The sequence below is a fragment of the Exiguobacterium sp. S22-S28 genome, from assembly GCF_043359615.1.
Lineage (GTDB): Bacteria > Bacillota > Bacilli > Exiguobacteriales > Exiguobacteriaceae > Exiguobacterium_A.
In genome coordinates this window covers 178214-197320 of record NZ_JBHFFC010000030.1, presented here as the reverse complement: position 1 = coordinate 197320, position 19107 = coordinate 178214, and the positions used below count along the sequence as shown (strand labels likewise).

Here is a 19107-nt window from a genome sequence, read left to right as displayed (position 1 = left end):
ATGTTCGAAATCGTCTCCTTTCTGTTAAGATGAAAATGGAAAAAATATTTAAGGAATAATTGTTGAATGTTACAAAAAAATTAAATTTATAAAAAAATCATATATTAATCTGTAAAAAAAGTGGTTACAATATTTCAAAAAACATACAAATGAAATATTATTGAAACAAATATGTATAATTTTAGAAAAGAGGGTAATGGAATGAATAACAGTGAGCATATTTATAGAGAGTTGATGGAAATTGAAGAAGAATACAGACGATTGCAACGTCGTGCCGAGTATCTAGTCGGAGAACTCAGTAGAACGAACAAAGAACAATACGATGAGATCGCAGTGACGCAGGAACGTCCGTTTAAACAAAGACGAGTGAATCAACGGTATCCGCTGGAAGTCTATGTACACCAGATCAGTGATCTCATGCGTGAACGGGAGTCGATGTCAGCCCGTGATATCCAGTTGGAATTAGAATTACGCTACCGTCACCAAATCAGTAACATTTATCAATTGATGGCTAAAGTCGAACAAGCGAACCCGGCGATTAAAAAAGTAGGCCGTGGAATTTATACATATGATCCATCGGCAGAAATCCCTATTTTTATGTAAAATTACTCAAGCACAGCTTTTTTTTCATAAAAAGAGGTGCTTTTTTTTGATTTTATAATGGCAAATTAAATACAATTTTTAATAAAAAAGTAAATGATTTTCTTAAAAACGGTTATTATCTATATCGTTCCAATTTTTAATTGATATAATATAAACAGGAAAATACATTATCGTACCTCGATCAAATTAGGTCGTGGAGAGGAGCAACCATTGTGTTTCAACTAGTAAAAGAGACATTCAACGAACAATCAAAACGTTTAAAAAGCTATAACAAAAAAGTAAAGAAAATAAATGAATTAGAAGCAGTCTATACAGCCATGAGCGACGAAGACTTACAGAAGGTGACGGTTGAACTAAAAAGAAGAGCGGCTGAAGGGACACCTTTAGAAGAATTAACGATTGAAGCGTTCGCATTAGTCCGTGAAGCCAGCGTACGTGTGCTCGGCATGAGACATTACGACGTCCAATTAATCGGAGGATTGGCATTACTGGATGGACAGATTGCCGAAATGGCGACGGGTGAAGGGAAAACATTGGTTGCGTCACTTCCAAGTTTTACAAAAGCACTTCTCGGAAAAGGGGTTCACGTCATCACCGTCAATGATTACTTGGCTAAACGTGATGTGGAACAGATTGGTGAAATTCATCGTTTCCTTGGTCTTTCGGTCGGATTGAATGTGCCTGATATTTCTCCGGATGAAAAGCGTGCGGCATATGCTTCCGATATTACATATGGTGTTGGTACAGAGTTCGGTTTTGATTATTTAAGAGATCACTTGGTCACGCGCGATGAAGACCGCGTTCAACGGGGACATCATTTCGCGATTATCGATGAAGTGGACAGCATCCTGATCGATGAAGCCAAAACACCGTTAATCATGGCGGGGAAAGCTTCCGTCCATCAAGGGCTTCAAACGATTGCCCGGACTATCGTCTCAGCGTTTTCGAACGAAACCGAATATGAGTACGACGAAGAGATTAAAGCGGTTTCTCTGACGGAAACAGGAATCAATACGGTTGAAGAAAAATTCGCCATCGATAATCTGTTCGCGGCAGAACATCAAGTGTTGTATCACTACATCGTTCAAGCCTTGCGTGCTCATGTGGTCATGCACCGGGATGTGGATTATATCGTCCGTGACGGAAAGATTGAGCTCGTTGATTTATTCACCGGACGAATCATGGAAGGAAGAAGCCTGTCGGATGGATTACACCAAGCGATCGAAGCAAAAGAAGGTCTCGTCATCACGGAAGAAAACAAAACGACGGCCCAAGTGACGATCCAACACTATTTCAGGATGTATGAACTGATTTCCGGAATGACGGGAACTGCCCAGACATCAAGACAAGAATTGCTGAAGACATATGGGATGGACGTCGTTCAAGTCCCGACGAACCGTCCGAAACTGCGACAGGACGAGCCGGATATCATCTATGCGACAAAAGCCGCCAAATACGAAGCGGTAGCTCAGCTCGTAAAAGAAGCACATGACACGAAACAGCCTGTTTTGATTGGAACGACTTCGATTGAACAGTCCTTGCAAGTTGCTGAATCGTTAGATGCGTACAAGCTTCCTTATATGATACTGAATGCGAAAACCGTCGATCAAGAAACAGACATCATCAGTCAAGCCGGACAAGCGGGACGCATTACAATCGCGACGAACATGGCAGGGCGCGGAACGGATATTACGCTGGACGAAACCGCGAAATCAGCCGGTGGACTGTTCGTCATTGGGACAGAGCGTCATGAATCAATCCGGATCGATAATCAGTTGCGCGGTCGCTCGGGACGTCAAGGTGACCCGGGAAAAAGTGTCTTCGTCGTCTCGTTAGAAGACGACTTGATTCGCCGGTTTGCGAAAGACCGGTTAGAGAAGTTTCTCAAGAAACGTCAGCAAAGCGCAGATGATCGGGTTACGAACAAAGAAGCGTATGCGTTGCTCAGCTATGCACAAGAAACGTGCGAAGGAACCGGTTATTCCATCCGGGAAGAACTCGTTAAGCTGGATGATGTCTTGCACCAACACCGTCTCGTCATTTATTCGTTACGGAATCAGGTCATCGATGCAGAAGATATCGCGTCACTTGTTTTGCCGATGGCACAAAAAAGTGTCGTTCATTTGACGGAAGGGCTGCTTTCGGAAGAACTGGTCGCAGAAGAATGGCCGATCGAAGAGTTTACGCTGAATATGAACGAGTTATTGAATGACGAGATTGAGTTCCCGTCCCAGGCGGAGAGTGTAGAAGAAGTCAAACAGTACTGTGTTCAATTGGCGGCTGAAAAACAAGAAGCGTGGCAGACGCAATTGACGGAGGAGCAGGCAGGTGAAGTCATGCGTGAACAGCTGCTCGCTGCACTTGAAGAAAGTTGGACGGAACACTTGACGACGATGAACACGTTAAAAGAAGGAATTCACCTCAGAAGTTACGGACAGGAACAACCGTCACGCATGTATGAAAAAGAAGGATTTGAAATCTTTAACTTCATGCTGGCCGAAATCGAATACCGGGTCACATATGTATTGTCTCGACTGACAGAATATGTGTGGCATGAAGAACAGGCAGAGATCAGTGATGTAGGGGAGATTGAAAAAGATGTTTAATCGAAGAAAAAAAATCGTGATGGAACCAGTGGAATCAGCGGAACAAGAATTTTTTAAACCGAAGTTAATTTTTACAGAAGATATGTTACTCGAAAAAGAAGACGAATACTTATTTCGGTATCATGCGAATCAACTGCCGGCATTAAGAAGCAATCAGCTTTCTGTCGAAGCGTTGCAACTGGATGCTTCCACTTATCCGGTATCGGTCATCTCGTTGTTCAGAAATACATTGGAACATTCTTTCCAAATCGATGGACTGCCGTTATTGATGTTAGATGAACGCAAGCAGTTGATCGGTCGGAAAGTCTTATCGACAGAAGATATTCCTGAATTCATAGCGATGAGCAGTATTCCCTGTTGGTTGGATTTTCATGAAGAAGAAATTTTCCTTTCGGCAGCTGAAACATTCCCGGAAAAGATCACACTGTTGTTTAGTCTGGAAGAGACGCATCATCTTGAACTGGGAGAATCCTTGTCGACAGAAGAACAAAAACGGGTGAAACAAGTCTTGTATTCGACCCCGACGCTGACAAGTGAAGAGTTGAATGTCTTGAGTGTTTCGAGTCATCAAGCAGACGGGAAATTAGTCGTGCTGCTTTTGATCCGAAATGGTTACAATCAATCCATTCAACTCGGCACACTTCCGGTCGAATTGTATGCCGAAGATCAAGTCTTTGAAGCACATCACATTCCTATTCAGCAGGAAATTGAAGCGCATACGACGATACCGGTCCGAATCGAGCTCGACGTCATCCATCTGCCGCACGAAGGGGAAATCGCACTTCGCGTAGCGCGGTAAACTTTTGTTTACAATCGGGGAACAGGAGATTATTGATGAAAAATTATGATATAATTCGCGCAGGAGCGTGATGTTATTATGTTATGGACGGCGTCCATTGTGTGTTTTATCGCGGCCTTACTGATCACACCCGTTGTGAAACGCTTTGCGATTGCAGTCGGTGCCGTTGACAGTCCGGACGCGCGAAAAGTACACGTGCGGATCATGCCGCGTTTAGGCGGACTGGCGATTTATATTGCCTTCATGATCGGTTATTTTATTTTGCAACCTTCGAGTCCGTATGCGACTCATGTTTTGGTAGGCGGTTTTGTCATCATCTTGACAGGGGCATTTGATGACCGTTTTCAATTAAATGCCCGGCTGAAGCTGATGGGACAAATCGTTGCGGCGGTTGTTGTCTTAAACGGCGGTATCCGGATCGAGTTCATTAATCTGCCGTTTGATCAACAACTGTTTCTCGGATGGTGGAGTGTTCCGTTAACCTTTTTATGGGTCATCGGGATTACGAATGCCGTCAATTTGATCGACGGACTGGATGGTCTGGCGGCCGGGGTTTCAAGTATCGTTTTGCTGACACTGATCAGCCTCGCCGTCATCCAGGGAAATGTCTACGTGACGATTGTCGCGATTCTTCTGTTGATGAGTACGTGCGGATTTTTATTCCACAACTTTTATCCGGCAAAGATTTTCATGGGAGATACGGGAGCCCTTTTCTTAGGTTACATGCTGGGCGTTCTGTCCTTGCTCGGATTTAAGAACGTCACGCTGTTCTCACTCGCGGTTCCGGTCATCTTGCTCGGGATTCCCATTTCCGATACGTTGTTTGCGATCGTCCGCCGCGTATTGCAGGGGAAACCACCGTTTGCTCCGGATAAGGCGCATCTTCACCACCGTCTGCTCGATCTCGGATTTACGATGCGACAAGCCGTACTCGTCATTTACGGGCTTTGCGCCATCTTTGGAATGACAGCGATTCTGTTTTCACAAACGAATTCACTGGGCGCACTGATTTCTCTTGTTATGCTGTTACTCGTTCTTGATATTTTAGTCGAGTCACTCGGATTACTGGGAGAACGGTATCGTCCGTTGTTGAATTTGTTGGAACGAATGACATCAAAATGATCAATCAGCCGCTCAATGCATGTTGAGCGGCTGATTGGCGATTGGGGATACTAGAGGATGAAAGCGATTGAACGGACAGACCGGATTGTTTATTTGGATGTTTTACGCGGATTCGCCCTATGCGGGATTTTATTCGTGAATATGCCGAGTTTTCTCGGAGATCGATCGACGAGTGAGATGGGACGATGGGATCAAATGATTCGCCTCTTATTTGATTTATTGATTCAGACGAAGTTTTATACGTTGTTCAGTGTGTTATTTGGGGCTGGTTTTATTTTATTTATTGACCGCCTCCGTGTTAAGAACAAATCACTTTGGATCTTTGCCCGCCGGCTCGTGATTTTGTTGCTGTTCGGGCTGATTCATCTTTTATTTTGGAAAGGTGACATTCTCCAGACCTACGCGTTAAGCGGCTTCTTTTTATTGTTATTCGTCAAAGCCCGGCCGAAAACGAAGCTGTTTTTCGGAATTGCCCTGCAGTTGTATACGTTTTTCCTTTACTTATCGATTTATTTGTATGCCCGTTCTGTGGGAGATGCCTCCATCGTGGAACCGGACGGAAAGCTGCAGGAGTTGGTAGCATCCCGCCATCTGCTCGATTATATCGCCTATCACGCGACAACCGAGTTACCGATAGCATTAGCCAATACACTGACCATTTTCCCCGAGATTTTGTCCTTGTTCTTGATCGGTGCGTATCTGATGGAACGTTTTACGGTTCGTCCGCCGACAACACGGACACTCAAGATCATACTGGCGGTCAGCTTGATTTTATCGATTCCAATGCTTTATCAAATCGTCATCATTCATCAGGGGCCGGTACCGGACGGCTTAGCGAATTACTTTTTCGTGTGGTTGTCGGGGCGGACACTGGCAGTGACATATGCCGTCGGGATTGCGTTGCTTATTCGTTCGGGACGTTCCTTCAGCGGATTTCAGGCGCTCGGTCGCATGGCACTCACGAATTATCTGTCACACACATTGATCTTTACCGCCCTGATTTTCTTGACCGGAGCGTACGAAACCATCCCGCTCTGGCAAGGAACATTAGCCGTGATTCTCATATTAAGCGGACAAATCGTCTTTTCACGCAACTACTTGAACCGTCACCGCCAAGGTCCGGTGGAAGCCGTTTGGCGTGCCGGGACGTATGGTTCTAAACCTTCTGATCATGTCTAAACGGTCACAGAATATTTACAAACTTTTTGTATAATTCACCATGGAGGTGGTGATATGAACCGGTGGATCGAAATTTTTATCGTGTCCTTGAAACTGGGTCTGACGTCTTTTGGCGGACCCGTCGCCCATTTAGGGTACTTTTATGAGGAATATGTCAAACGAAGGAGATGGGTGGATGAGAAAGCCTATGCGGATCTCGTCGCCCTGTGTCAATTTCTCCCGGGACCGGCGTCAAGTCAGGTCGGGATGGGGATTGGACTCGTTCGAGGCGGTGTCGTCGGGGCAATTGTCTCATTCATCGGCTTTACGTTACCGTCGAGTGTGTTGCTAATCATGTTTGCGTTGCTCGCAACCGAATTTGATTTAACGGAAGCAGGCTTCATCCATGGTCTGAAGCTTGTTGCAGTCGCTATCGTGGCGGATGCGGTTATCAGTATGGGAACGAAGCTTGCGGTTGGTCCGAAACGGCTCTTTTTAATGCTACTGGCCCTCGCCGGAGTCTTGTTGCTGGCCCATCCTCTTGCACAAGTCGGTGTGCTTGTACTCGCGGCATTGCTTGGTCTAGTCTTGTTTGACGACGAACCGAAAAGCGGCGGACAACTCAACATCCGTGTTCCGCGGGTTCTTAGTATTACGGCATTGATTCTGTTTGTCGTGTTACTCGCAGCGACTCCGATTTTAGCGAATGGCGCGACCGGTCATGTCCAATTGATGAGCATTATGTACAGTGCCGGAGCATTGGTGTTCGGTGGCGGGCATGTCGTCCTGCCGTTTCTGCAACAGTCACTCGTTCCTGATTTTTTGACGGGCGACAGTTTTCTTGCGGGATATGCGGCGGCGCAAGCCGTTCCGGGTCCGCTCTTTACCTTTGCGACCTACTTAGGGACGGTCATCCATGGCGTGACTGGCGGAATTCTTGCGACGCTCGCGATTTTCCTGCCCGGTTTCCTGCTTGTCATCGGGGTCCTCCCGTTTTGGGACAGTGTTCGTGGCAACAAACAAGTCAGCCGCATGTTGATTGGTGTCAACGCAGCTGTCGTCGGCATCCTGCTTGCGGCCTTGTATGATCCAATCTTTACGTCAAGTGTCAAAACAGGGATCGACTTTTTCGTCGCCTTTGGGCTATTTTGTTTACTTCGCTTCTACAACCAGTCACCGCTGCGCATCGTCCTCATCGGTGCTGTGATTGGAACGATGATGAGTTGGATTTGAAGCATAACCAAACGGATTGTAAACGGTATGTAAAAAACGAACGCTTTTTCTGTTTAAAACAGGAAGGCGTCCGTTTTTTTGATTAGAATAGATTGTTGAAGCAATACCCAGGTGATTTAACCTTTACTCCCGTTTAAGCGTCACGAGGACAATCGCGTCCCGGCTGACTTGATTGATTTGTTGAAATCCGAATTGCTGATACAAAGCGATTGCCGGAAGATTGGCCGCAGCGGTCGAGACAAAGTGGAGCCGGTGTTTCGCCAAAACATGACGGAGTAACTGTTTCGCGATCCCTTGCCGGAAGTGTTCCGGTGCGACGACTAAGCGTGTAATCGTCTCTTGTTCGATCGTCAAAGCACCGACCAGTTGTTCATTCAGACAATAGACGTAACCGTTCGGCTGCTCGTGCACCAGTTGTGCGGCTGTTTGCTGAAGCGGCGGGAAATCAGAGACACGGATGATGTCCGCTTCAATTTGATAAGCACGTTGTTGGAGTCGATGAAGCGCCGGGTAATCAGTTGCTTCCAGTCGTCGAATCATCCGTGACCTCCGGTGTGGACGTGAAATCATCTGTTGTTTGCGGCAAGTTCAGTTGTTCTTTTAAAGTGGATTTGGCGTCAGATAACGATGCCGGATCAAGTTGATAATAGTAGGTTCCATTGATTTTCGTATCGGTTCCTTTTAAATCGATGCGATTCACGGCATTCAGCGACTTCGCAAACGGTTGTAACTGGAACGCTTCCGTCAACGACATGTTGGTCGTGAAGTTATCACCGGTCGCATCCATCAGTTTATTGAGTTTCGTGATCGATCCAAACGATGTCGACTGATCGATGATGGCTTGAACGACCTGCTGTTGGCGTTTCGTCCGTCCGATGTCGCCTTCCGGGTCTTGATAACGCATCCGGGCGTAAGCCAATGCTTCTTCTCCGTTTAACCGCTGAAGACCGGGCTCAAGTTTGACGCCGCCTTGTTTGTCGGAAGAATTTAACGTATCGATCGGTAACTTGACGTCGACATCGATTCCGCCGACAGCATCGACGATGGCAACGACGCCGTTAAAGTTAATTGCCCCGTAATAATCGATCGGAATATCGAGCAGTGACTCGACGGTTTCGATTGTCGAATCAATTCCGCCGTACGCATAGGAATGATTGATTTTGTCTTCATATCCGACAGAAGGAATCATGACGAGGGAATCGCGTGGGATGCTGAGCATGCTGATGGATTGCTCCGCTTTATTGAACGTTGCGACAATCATCGTGTCAGCTCGTGACGAAGTGTCGCCTTTCCGCTCATCGGTTCCGACGAGTAAGACGGAAAAGTGATCTTTCGTCAGATCGACGGCAGCTGCCCGTTTTTCTGATTTATCACCACGTGACAGTTCAACTTCGGATTGTTTGGCCGTCTGGAAGGTTTTATTGGCCACGTAAGCAAAAGTTGCGCCTCCGGCAATCAGGACGACAAGAAACGTTATGACGAATATCCTGAACCAGCGTTTTTTCGGTTTTTTATGTTTTTGGGAACGGGATTGTCTGGATTCATCCACAATTCATTACTCCTAACTTTACTGAATTATTAAAAAACTTTCGATTTCTTTACAATAAGTATAGCAGGTCAAGATAGAATGTCACGTTCGACGTAGCGGGAACGGGTTTTCTCAAGAACCGCCTGACCGTTCGTCAGGTTCGTCATCCAGTCGAGGAAAAGAGGGACCGTTGATTCTTCCACCCAAACGTCAATCTTGACCTGATCAAGATAGTGAATCTGATCGATGATGTGCGGGGTTGCCCGCAGTTCATTCTCAAGCTTCCCGAGCCACGTATAATCGACGGTGATTTCGACCAGATCGTGCGCGACACGTTCGACGATTCCGACAGCATTCAACGCTTCCGAGACACTGGAGCCGTAAGCCCGGATCAATCCGCCGCCACCGAGCTTGATGCCGCCGAAGTAACGGGTCACGACGACGACAGTGTTGCGGAGGTTCCGCTTTTTAAGAACTTCGAGCATCGGAACGCCTGCCGTCCCGCTCGGTTCGCCGTCGTCATTGGCTTTTTGGATTTCATTTCGTTCGCCGATGACATAAGCGGAACAGTTATGATTGGCGTCGTGATGTTTTTTCTTGAGGTCCGCAATGAAGCTCTGTGTCTCCTGTTCTGAGGTGGCGCGCGCCAAATATGTAATAAATCGTGACTTTTGAATAATGATTTCATGGAAACCGTTTTCTTTTACTGTATAATAATTAAATAATGTCATAATCAAAAATGTCCTCCTCGTTAACTAGTTCTTTCTAGCATAACGACGATTAGAGAGAGAGACAACCGTGGGGACTGGCAAGGAACGGAGGGAGTAGTATGACGAATGAGATGGGGGAGCGACTGTCCTTGAATGATATCGTACAGAACATCATTGGTGTCGTAGAAGAAAGTCGGGAAGAAATCGTCCGCATCACGGAAAGTTCTCGGGAACAGTATGCTGAAATCCAGCAGGAGTTGCGGGAATTGAAGACACGTGTCCACGACTACATTAAAGAAGCCGAGCGGCTGGAACGACACATTAAGGACTCGAAAGCGCGACTCGTCATCGTGAGCAAAAACTTCGACAACTACTCGGAACAAGATATTCGTTCTGCTTATGAGACGGCGAATTCGCTTCAGCTCGAGTCATTCATCAATCAACGGGATGAGATGAACTGCCGCAAACGGCGGGACGAACTCGAACGCCGTCTGATCCAGCTGGATGAAACAATCGAGCGGGCCGACATGTTGATCAGCCGGGTTTCGGTTGTCTTGAACTTCTTGACGGACGACATGCAGGTGATGAATGAGAAGTATGAGAAGGCGATGCAAAAACAGGAGATGGGATTAAAAGTCTTCCAATCGGCAGAAAACGAACGCCGGCGCCTGTCCCGTGATATGCATGACGGTCCTGCACAAACGCTTGCTCATGTCTTGATCCGGGCCGACCTGATTGAAAAAATTCACCAACATAACGGTGCGGAAGCTGCTTTTGAAGAGATTCACCGCCTGCGGACCTTGATCCGTGACGGTCTGGCCGACATACGCCGCATCATTTATGATTTACGACCGATGACGTTTGATGATCTCGGGTTCGTCCCGACACTCGAGCGGTATCTGCGTCATATGCAGGAAATTTCGAATATTCCCATTCACTTCAACTATCTGGGTGGAGGGGAACGGATCGAGTCGACGTATGAAGTCGCCGTCTTCCGGATTGTCCAGGAAGCGGTCCAAAATGCAGTTAAGCATTCCAAAGCACAGGATATTCGTATTATTATAGAACAGTATCAACATTCCGTTCGGATTCATGTCAAAGACAATGGAGTCGGATTTGACTTCGATTCAATCGTCGAATCCTGCGATGAGTCATTCGGCTTGATCGGCATGCGGGAACGGATCGAATTGATTGATGGAGATTTTGAAATCGAGACACAACCAGGCAGAGGTACAGTCATCAAGGTGAAAATTCCGATTGAGGAATCTGAAGTGAGAGGGGAAACACTGTGAATAGCGAGCAAGTAAAAGTAGTCATCATAGACGATCATCAGTTATTCCGAGAAGGCGTCAAACGAATTCTTGATTTCGAAGAAGAGTTTGTCGTCGTTGCAGAAGGGGAGAGTGGGGCGGATGTCATTCCACTCGTCGAAGCCAATCAACCGGATATCGTTTTAATGGATATAAATATGCCGAAAGTGAACGGAGTCGAAGCGACAAAACGTCTGATGGAAGTCTATCCGGACGTTCGGGTCATCATCTTGTCCATTCATGACGATGAAACGTATGTCATGCATGCATTAGGTGCCGGTGCTGTCGGATATCTGTTAAAAGAGATGGCGACGGATGAACTCGTCAACGCGATTCGTTCTGTTTACCGGGAAGGCGGATACGTCCATCCGAAAGTTACGCCGAATTTGTTGCAGGAATACCGTCGTCTCATGAAAATGAAGCAGACGATGTCGTCTCAAACGATGGAGAAGCGGGTCGCCGAAGCACCGTTGCATGTGTTGACACGCCGGGAATGTGAAGTCTTGCAGCTGCTCGCGGACGGGTTCTCGAACCGGGCGATCAGTGATACGCTATTCATCAGCGAAAAGACTGTTAAAAACCACGTATCTTCTATTTTACGTAAGATGAACGTACCTGACCGGACAGGAGCTGTCGTCGAAGCGATTCGCCGCGGCTGGGTCGTCGTCGTTTGATTGCAGGACGGAAGCCGTTTCGGCTCCGTCTTTCTTTTTTTTCACGCGCCACCTATGATATGATAAAAAGCGATTGTGACCTGTCAGAATACCTTATGTCACGACGGAACTCTTAAAAGCGAGGAAATTCACGAATGAGCCAGATTGTGATTTTAACGGATAGTACTGCCTATCTGCCAACTACCTATTGTGAAGAAAACAATGTCCATGTCGCACCGCTTAGTGTCATCTTCGACGAAGAGGCGTATCGTGAAGGAATTGATATTTCCGTACCGGACTTTTATGAACGGATTCAGACGGGAAGCCTGCCAACGACGTCACAGCCGAACATCGGCGATCTCGTCGATGCCTTTGAACGCCTTCCTGCAGGGACGGACATCATCGGCATCACACTCTCAAGCGGAATCAGTGGAACGTACCAGGCACTACATACGATCAACATGATGGTCGAACACGTCCAGGTACATCCGATTGATTCCCGGATTTCCTGTATGCCGCAAGCCTTTTTGGTCAAGGAAGCGGTTCGGATGCGCGATGCGGGTGCAACGGCTGCTGAAATCGTCACCCGTCTTGAGGAACTTAAAGAAGTCATCCGTGCCTATTTCGTGGTCGATGACTTGGAACATCTGCAACGCGGTGGACGTCTCAGCATGACCCAGGCCGTTGTCGGCTCTTTCCTTAAAATCAAACCGGTTCTTCATTTCGTCGACGGGAAAATCGTTCCGTTCGAAAAAATCCGGACGTTCAAACGAGCCGTCAAACGGATTGAAGAAATGATGGACGAGACGATTCAAGGAACCGGTGCCGGTTATGTCATCGGTGTCATTCATGCGGAAGATTCATCCAAGGCGGAAGCGGAAATTGCCGTCCTGCAAGAACGGTTCCCGGCCGCTCGAATCGAGATGAGTGTCTTTGGACCGGTCATCGGAACCCACTTAGGTCCGGGTGCGATCGGCATCACGTGGTATCAAGAAGCATAATCCTGTGTTAACGGCGGGGTATACAAGAAACAACCGGTGCATTCCTGAAAAGGGATGTGCCTTTTTTTGTGTTGTTCCGGTACATTAACTGAAACCACTGCCGGCAGGAGTGAAGGAAAGCATGACGAAACACAACGTAAGTCATACGAAAAGGAAGTGCTTGATGGACTTACGCGGACGTTTAATTCCAGACTATTCACTTGAGACAACGGTGGATCAGCCGTTGGTGTACCGCCCGGCCGTCACGTGGCGATGTCAACGGTGCGGCAAACTGCCGACACGTGGTCCTTGTACGTGCGGGAAACGGTGTTATTACTGCCGTCACTGCTTGATCTTCGGTAAAATCCGGACGTGTGACCGTCTTGTCACGGACCCGCGTCCGCTCGACGCCGTTCAGCCGGACGCACATGCAGCACTGCGATTGACGAATGATCAGCAACGGATTGCGGACGCAATCGTCCGCACGATTGACCGCCGGGACCGTTTGCTTGTCCATGCTGTGTGCGGTGCCGGTAAAACACCGATGTTGTTTCCCGGTATCGAGCGGGCGTTGCAGACGAATCAACGGGTCTTGATTGCGACGCCCCGTGCCGACGTCGTTCGTGAACTGACCGGACATCTCAAGCAGGCGTTTCAACACGCGAATATCGTCTCTTTGTTCGGCGGCTCGACGGACCGGTTGCTGCTCGGGGATATTACAATCAGTACGACCCATCAATTGATTCACTATCGTGCGTGTTTCGACGCCGTCTTCATCGATGAGGTTGATGCCTTTCCTTACCGGTCGGACCGGACGTTACACCGGTATGTCCGACAAGCCTCGTCCTCCGAATCCTCGTTGATCTTACTCAGCGCAACACCGTCCTTTTGGGATCGACGCCTGCCGACCGTCCGTTTGATGCGCCGTTATCATGGAGTTCCGTTGCCGGTACCGCGTTTACACCTCCCTTATATGAAAGCAGACGTTGTGACATGGCTGCAGATCCACTCCGGGAAACCGCGGCTTATTTTTGTTCCGGAAGTTTCGATGTTGGACGTTTGGCAAGCTTATTTACGTGAGCATCAACTGGAGAGTGGGACGGTTCATGCGGCTGATCCGGACCGGGTCGCGAAGGTGGCACACTTTCGAACGACGACCGGAATTTTGTTGACGACGACGATTTTGGAGCGGGGCGTGACTTTGGTCGATGTCCAAGTAGCGATTCTTGACGCCGACCGTTCATTCAGTGACGCGGCGTTAGTCCAAATCAGCGGACGTGTCGGGCGGAGTGCTGACTTTCCGACCGGAGACGTCGTCTTTTTTGCGAACGACCGCTCCGATGCGATGTATCAGGCAATCGATCAAATCAAGCGGGCGAACCGGGAGGGATGTCCATGACTTGCTTATTGTGCGGACAATTTTTTTTACCGAACTGGACATTGTCGAACGTATGGGCTAGGCAAATGCTGTGTCCAACCTGTAAAATAGAATTTGTGAAAAAAGGGGAATGCACGGATTGCGGAAAGCCCGGACTACGGCTGTGTGCGGACTGTCAAGAGTGGCGGAATCAAGGGCAACACCTCGTGACACATCCATTGTACTTGTATCATCCGCAGGCAAAAGCCTTTATGAAACAGTATAAGTTTCTCGGGGATACATTCTTGCTGAATGTGTTTAAAACGGAGCTGAAGAAGGTAAAAGTCAAACAGGACTGGATTGTTCCGATTCCGATCAGTCCAGAGCGGTTGTCTGAACGCCGTTTCAATCAGGCAGAATCGATTGCCCGAATGATGCGCGGAACAGTCAAACTCGCTTTGGAGCGAACAGAAGGTACAGCGCTCAGTCACTTATCAAGACAACAACGATACGAACGACCGAATCCGTTTTCTGTCACACAATCGGTTTCCGGTAAAACGATCCTGCTCGTCGATGATGTGTACACGACGGGAATCACCTTGCATCAAGCGGCTTTTCGGCTGCGTGAAGCCGGAGCAAAAGAAATTTCTGCGGTAACTTTATTTCGAAGTATTTAAAAATCCTTCACTCCTGCCGATACTCCATATGAGGTGAAGGAAATGGATGTAGTAAACTGTACAGCTTGTAGGAAATTATTTATTCGTCAATCTTCTGATTTGTGTATCGATTGTATCAAAAAAGATCATACTGATTTTGAGAAGGTACGTGAGTTCCTGCGAGAGCGGCGAAAAGTCCGAACCTCACCTGTTGACGTTGAGAAGGCTATCGGAGTGAAGAAAGAAAACGTCTTACGATACATCAAAGAAGGGCGATTGTTGATTTCTGAGATTTCTCAGATGGAGATCATGTGTGAGAGTTGCGGGAAGCCCTCCCGTGATGGCACGATTTGTGCCGAATGTCGTGATACATTGCGACGTGACCTCGCCCAAGCGATGCTAGATTCTGCTAACCCTTCGAAACCGAGAACGTATCGAACTTGAATTAAGAATCTTGTAGTCTAGAAAGCAGGTGTTCACATGCGAATTGATTCTTCGAAGTGGGTGAATATGCCCAAAACGTACGAAAGAAATCAAAAAGTAGAAGGAACAGAACCAACACGCACGAATCGACCGGATGAAGTGACGATCTCAAGTGAAGCACGGATGCGTTACAGCGAGACGACTTCTTCCCGGGCAGAGAAGGTGGAATCCCTTCGCCAAGCAATTCAAGATGGAACGTATAAACCAGACGCGAAAAAAATCGCTGAACGTTTCTTAAACTTATAAGAAGTAAAACGACTTAAACAGGAGAGGCGACTCGGGGCACGGATGCGCGGGTCGCTTTTTATATGAACATACATAAGAGACAAGGAGGAGACAGCAGATGGAACTCATCGATCAACTGACAACGGAACATAAGACCTTGTTGAAGCTGGCACATGAAAAAAAGCAGATTTTGATTCAAAATGATATGCCGCGCCTCTCACAAATCGTCAAGGAAGAAGCGGTCTACTTAAAAAAGATCGTACAGCTGGAAGAACAGCGGATGGCGCACATGGGAGAGGTGACGATGTCGGAATGGCTTCAGGCTCATCCGGAAGATGTGACATCGATGCGTCGTCTCCTTGAAACGATGGGGCAATTAAAAAAAGCCAATGACTTGAATGCAGAATTATTAACACAGTCGCTGGATTACTTAAACTGGCATCTTCAATTACTTATACCGGAAGCAGACGACTTCACCTACGGTCAATCGGCACTGGACCGGGCTCACTTTAATCGAAACGCATAAGGAGGTAAAGACATGGGATCTACATTCATGGGACTTGAAACAGGGCGTCGTGCATTGACAACGAGTCAATGGGCGCTTCAGGCAACGGGAAACAACGTATCGAATGCGGGGACGGCCGGCTTCTCAAGACAACGGCTTGTTCAAGCGTCGACAGAGCAGCTGTCGGTGTCACTCGGCGGCGGGAAAAACGTTCAATTCGGAACAGGTGTCCGGGGAGAACTTGTCGAACGGCTGCGCGATTTAATGGTCGATAAACAGTACCGGGATGAATCGACGAAGTTAGCGTATTATTCGTCAAAAGCAACGGCATTTGGACGGATGGAAGACATCATCAACGAACCGTCCGATACCGGTCTTGCCAAAACACTGGATACGTTTTGGGCATCGTTGCAGGGTCTTTCAAAAAATCCGCAAGATTCAGGTGCACGAAGTGTCGTGCGTCAGCAAGCGGATACGGTTTCCAAAACATTTAATTACCTGGCGACTTCGTTATCGAAAGTACAGGGAGATTTAAAAAATGAATTGGATGTATCGGTGAAAAAGGTCAATGACCTGCTTCAAAAAATCTATAACGTAAACACGCAAATTCATGAAATCGAACCGATTGGCGTTTTGCCAAACGACTTATATGACGAGCGGGACCGTTACTTTGACGAGTTATCGACGTATGTCGATTTTGAAAAAGTGTCGATCGATACAAATGCCATTACATCCGGACAGATGGGCAATGCTTCACGGATTGCGGAAGGGCGAATTAACATCAACATCATCATTCCTAATGGAACGAGTTTAAAAGCTGTTGAGATGACAGATACAAAAGCCAAATCATTGGAATTCACGACAGATACTGTGACAGGAGCCTACACGGGATACAAAACGACAACAGGTGATGTGAAGTTCACACAAACGTCCGGTTTTGCGAACGGAAAGCTCTGGGGATTGATGCAGATGTACGGATATCAAAACGATGGCGCAACTACCGTATCAGGCGAGTATCCGAAGATGATGGGGTATCTAGATAAGATGGCAACCGAGTTTGCTTCAGCGTTTAACGACGCACACAGCAAAAACAAAACGGTGACAAAAGATGCGAGTGGTGCAACAGTAACCGCCCAGGGAACAAAAGACTTTTTTGTCTCGTCTGATTCAGCCAAGCCGATTTCAGCGAAGACGATTTCCGTCGGTAGCGAAATTTGGAATAGTTTATCGAACATCGCGTCTTCACAGGATGGAAATATCGGAGACAGTTCAGGAGCGCTGATTTTAGCTGATATTAAAACGAAGAGTATTTCTAATTTAGGTGCAACGATCGGTTCATTTTATCAATCGATCATCGGGGATATGGGCGTTTCGACGAGTCAGACAATCGATCTCGGGAAAAATGCCAGCGTCCTGATGGAAAATGCCGATCAGCGACGGATGTCCGTTTCAGCGGTTTCACTCGATGAAGAGATGACGATGATGATTCAATATCAACATGCCTACAATGCCGCAGCACGGAACATTACGACGGTCGATGAGATGCTTGATAAAATCATCAATGGTATGGGACTAGTCGGTCGATAAAACGAAAGGAGGAACAAGAAGATGCGGGTGACACAAACGATGTTGACGAAAACGAATATTGGACATCTTTCGTCGAGTTATCAAAAATTGAGTACGTTACAAGAACAGTTGATCAGTGGGAAAAAGATTCAAAAGCCGTCGGAAGATCCTGTCGTTGCGATGCAGGGCATCCGGTACCGGACGGAAGTCCGGGAAGTCGATCAGTTCAAAAAAAATGTCGATGAAGCAACAGGCTGGATGGATTTGACGGATTCGGCGTTAGACGAAGTAACGTCCGCGATGCGCCGGATTACGGAATTGACGACGCAAGCGGCAAACGATACGTATGACGCAACGCAGCGGAAAGCGATTCAAAGCGAGGTCGGTCAATTGATTGAGCATATCGGAACGCTGGCCAACACGAAATACAATGAAAAGCAGATTTTTAACGGGACCAAAACGGACCAGCCTTTCGTGGATATGACGAAACTGAAAGATTTTTTGAAGGACACAGCCGGTGTGGCGACAGTAGACAGTATCTTTACGAGTGGTGCGACACCGCAGAACGGAAAAATCGAGTACGAAGTCTCTTCCGGTATCCGTGTGCAAGTAAATGTCACACCGACAGACGGTACGACAGGCGGGGTATTCGGCAAAGAAACATTCGAGACGCTGAAAAAATTATTTAATGAACTGGGCGGTAAAAAGGCTGACGGTACAGCGGGCAGCAGTACGAATAACGGCTCGACGTTATCCGGTATGATCACCGACTTGAACAGTATGATCAATAAGACGGTCGAAACGCGTGCTGATCTTGGCGCCCGGGTCAATCGGCTTGAACTGAACGCTTCCCGTCTTGAAGATCAAGAAATCATTGCAAAAACGATTATGTCTGATAATGAAGACATCGAGACGGAACAAGTCATCATGGAACTGAAATCGCACGAAACATTGCACCGGGCGGCACTCAGTGCAGGAGCACGCATCATTCAGCCGTCCTTGCTTGATTTCTTACGTTAAGGGGTGACGGTTCATGAATCTGCCACATCTTGAGATGCGCCAAACGACCGCGAAAATCGGCATGAACATTACGCGGCCGACGCTCGAACAAACACAACGGCCGGCGACGTTATCGATCGAGCAGCCTAAAGGGGATTTGTCGATTGAAACGGTTGCGGCGCGTCTTGAAATCGACTCGTCGCAAGCCTGGATTGAAATGGGGAAAATTCCGGCATTCGAATCCGTTCAGCGTTATGCGGAATACGGACAACAGATGGGACGACAAGGGACAGGACGAATCGCGGCAGAAGGCGACCAAATGATGCGAATCGAACAAGGGGGAAGCGTGGTAGCCCGTATTGCGAAGTCACGGGATACTCCGCCGGCAGAAGTCACGACGCTTGGTTTCTCTCCCCGGAGTCTTGATCGTGTCAAAATCAACTATACGCCGGCAGAAGTCCAGATTCATTATACGGCTGAAAAGCCACGGATTGAGGTTCAAGTCAACCGACCCGAGTTAAACGTAACAGAGGGGACGGTCGAGATTTATCTACGGGAACAAAATCAACTGGATATGTGGCCGGTCGGCGGCATATTCGATGGGGAAGGATAAT

At 47.6% G+C, this 19107-nt stretch carries 20 protein-coding genes; 17 read left to right on the top strand and 3 right to left on the bottom strand.

The window, feature by feature from the left end; genetic code table 11:
• Positions 1-201: 201 nt before the first annotated feature.
• The 6 genes from ACHA8N_RS13905 (at position 202) to chrA (ending at position 7521) form a co-directional block, all read left to right on the top strand.
• Positions 202-603 carry a Rok-like winged helix domain-containing protein gene (locus tag ACHA8N_RS13905; RefSeq protein ID WP_147510418.1) on the top strand — a complete coding sequence of 134 codons (402 nt, stop codon included), beginning with the start codon at positions 202-204 and terminating at the stop codon, positions 601-603.
• A gap of 212 nt (positions 604-815) precedes the next feature.
• The gene (gene secA2 / locus ACHA8N_RS13900; RefSeq protein ID WP_393966056.1) at positions 816-3209 is read left to right on the top strand and encodes an accessory Sec system translocase SecA2; all 2394 of its coding nucleotides are present in this window, start codon (positions 816-818) and stop codon (positions 3207-3209) included.
• Between the two features lie 19 nt (positions 3210-3228).
• Positions 3229-4008 (top strand): SLAP domain-containing protein, encoded by a 780-nt coding sequence (locus ACHA8N_RS13895; RefSeq protein ID WP_393966055.1) that lies wholly within the window; start codon positions 3229-3231, stop codon positions 4006-4008.
• A 78-nt stretch (positions 4009-4086) separates the two neighbouring features.
• Complete coding sequence (locus ACHA8N_RS13890) at positions 4087-5130, top strand: glycosyltransferase family 4 protein (RefSeq protein WP_147510421.1); 1044 nt, start codon at positions 4087-4089, stop codon at positions 5128-5130.
• A gap of 57 nt (positions 5131-5187) precedes the next feature.
• A complete protein-coding gene (locus ACHA8N_RS13885) occupies positions 5188-6309 on the top strand; it encodes a DUF418 domain-containing protein (protein ID WP_393966054.1) in 1122 nt (373 codons plus the stop codon).
• Between the two features lie 54 nt (positions 6310-6363).
• Complete coding sequence (chrA, locus tag ACHA8N_RS13880; protein WP_393966053.1) at positions 6364-7521, top strand: chromate efflux transporter; 1158 nt, start codon at positions 6364-6366, stop codon at positions 7519-7521.
• Between the two features lie 123 nt (positions 7522-7644).
• On the opposite strand, the gene ACHA8N_RS13875 is transcribed toward chrA, so the two are convergent.
• The 3 genes from ACHA8N_RS13875 to ACHA8N_RS13865 form a co-directional block, all read right to left on the bottom strand.
• Positions 7645-8061, bottom strand: a complete 417-nt coding sequence (locus ACHA8N_RS13875; protein ID WP_393966052.1) for a GNAT family N-acetyltransferase — start codon at positions 8059-8061, stop codon at positions 7645-7647.
• A complete protein-coding gene (locus ACHA8N_RS13870; protein ID WP_393966051.1) occupies positions 8036-9070 on the bottom strand; it encodes an LCP family protein in 1035 nt (344 codons plus the stop codon). The genes ACHA8N_RS13875 and ACHA8N_RS13870 overlap by 26 nt, the downstream gene beginning before the upstream one ends.
• Before the next feature lie 68 nt (positions 9071-9138).
• Complete coding sequence (locus ACHA8N_RS13865) at positions 9139-9780, bottom strand: YigZ family protein (protein ID WP_393966130.1); 642 nt, start codon at positions 9778-9780, stop codon at positions 9139-9141.
• Positions 9781-9878: 98 nt separating this feature from the next.
• Between ACHA8N_RS13865 and ACHA8N_RS13860 the strand changes: the two genes are divergently transcribed.
• The 11 genes from ACHA8N_RS13860 to ACHA8N_RS13810 all read left to right on the top strand — a co-directional run bounded on the left by ACHA8N_RS13860 (position 9879) and on the right by ACHA8N_RS13810 (position 19106).
• Complete coding sequence (locus tag ACHA8N_RS13860) at positions 9879-11051, top strand: sensor histidine kinase (RefSeq protein ID WP_393966050.1); 1173 nt, start codon at positions 9879-9881, stop codon at positions 11049-11051.
• Positions 11048-11743: a response regulator gene (locus ACHA8N_RS13855; RefSeq protein ID WP_147510428.1), complete on the top strand. Its 696-nt coding sequence runs from the start codon at positions 11048-11050 to the stop codon at positions 11741-11743. Before ACHA8N_RS13860 ends, ACHA8N_RS13855 begins: the two co-directional genes overlap by 4 nt.
• A 134-nt stretch (positions 11744-11877) precedes the next feature.
• Positions 11878-12723, top strand: a complete 846-nt coding sequence (locus ACHA8N_RS13850; protein WP_393966049.1) for a DegV family protein — start codon at positions 11878-11880, stop codon at positions 12721-12723.
• Positions 12724-12886: 163 nt separating this feature from the next.
• Complete coding sequence (locus ACHA8N_RS13845) at positions 12887-14101, top strand: helicase-related protein (RefSeq protein ID WP_393966048.1); 1215 nt, start codon at positions 12887-12889, stop codon at positions 14099-14101.
• 185 nt (positions 14102-14286) lie between these two features.
• Positions 14287-14736 carry a ComF family protein gene (locus ACHA8N_RS13840; RefSeq protein WP_393966047.1) on the top strand — a complete coding sequence of 150 codons (450 nt, stop codon included), beginning with the start codon at positions 14287-14289 and terminating at the stop codon, positions 14734-14736.
• A gap of 213 nt (positions 14737-14949) precedes the next feature.
• Positions 14950-15159, top strand: coding sequence for a hypothetical protein (locus ACHA8N_RS13835; protein ID WP_393966046.1), 210 nt, complete (start codon positions 14950-14952; stop codon positions 15157-15159).
• A gap of 36 nt (positions 15160-15195) precedes the next feature.
• Positions 15196-15444: a flagellar biosynthesis anti-sigma factor FlgM gene (gene flgM, locus ACHA8N_RS13830; protein ID WP_147510432.1), complete on the top strand. Its 249-nt coding sequence runs from the start codon at positions 15196-15198 to the stop codon at positions 15442-15444.
• Positions 15445-15541: 97 nt separating this feature from the next.
• Positions 15542-15949, top strand: coding sequence for a flagellar protein FlgN (locus tag ACHA8N_RS13825; protein ID WP_147510433.1), 408 nt, complete (start codon positions 15542-15544; stop codon positions 15947-15949).
• A 12-nt stretch (positions 15950-15961) separates the two neighbouring features.
• Positions 15962-17515, top strand: coding sequence for a flagellar hook-associated protein FlgK (flgK, locus tag ACHA8N_RS13820; protein ID WP_393966045.1), 1554 nt, complete (start codon positions 15962-15964; stop codon positions 17513-17515).
• A gap of 21 nt (positions 17516-17536) precedes the next feature.
• The gene (gene flgL, locus ACHA8N_RS13815) at positions 17537-18514 is read left to right on the top strand and encodes a flagellar hook-associated protein FlgL (protein ID WP_393966044.1); all 978 of its coding nucleotides are present in this window, start codon (positions 17537-17539) and stop codon (positions 18512-18514) included.
• Between the two features lie 13 nt (positions 18515-18527).
• A complete protein-coding gene (locus ACHA8N_RS13810) occupies positions 18528-19106 on the top strand; it encodes a DUF6470 family protein (RefSeq protein WP_147510436.1) in 579 nt (192 codons plus the stop codon).
• Position 19107 lies beyond the last annotated feature (1 nt).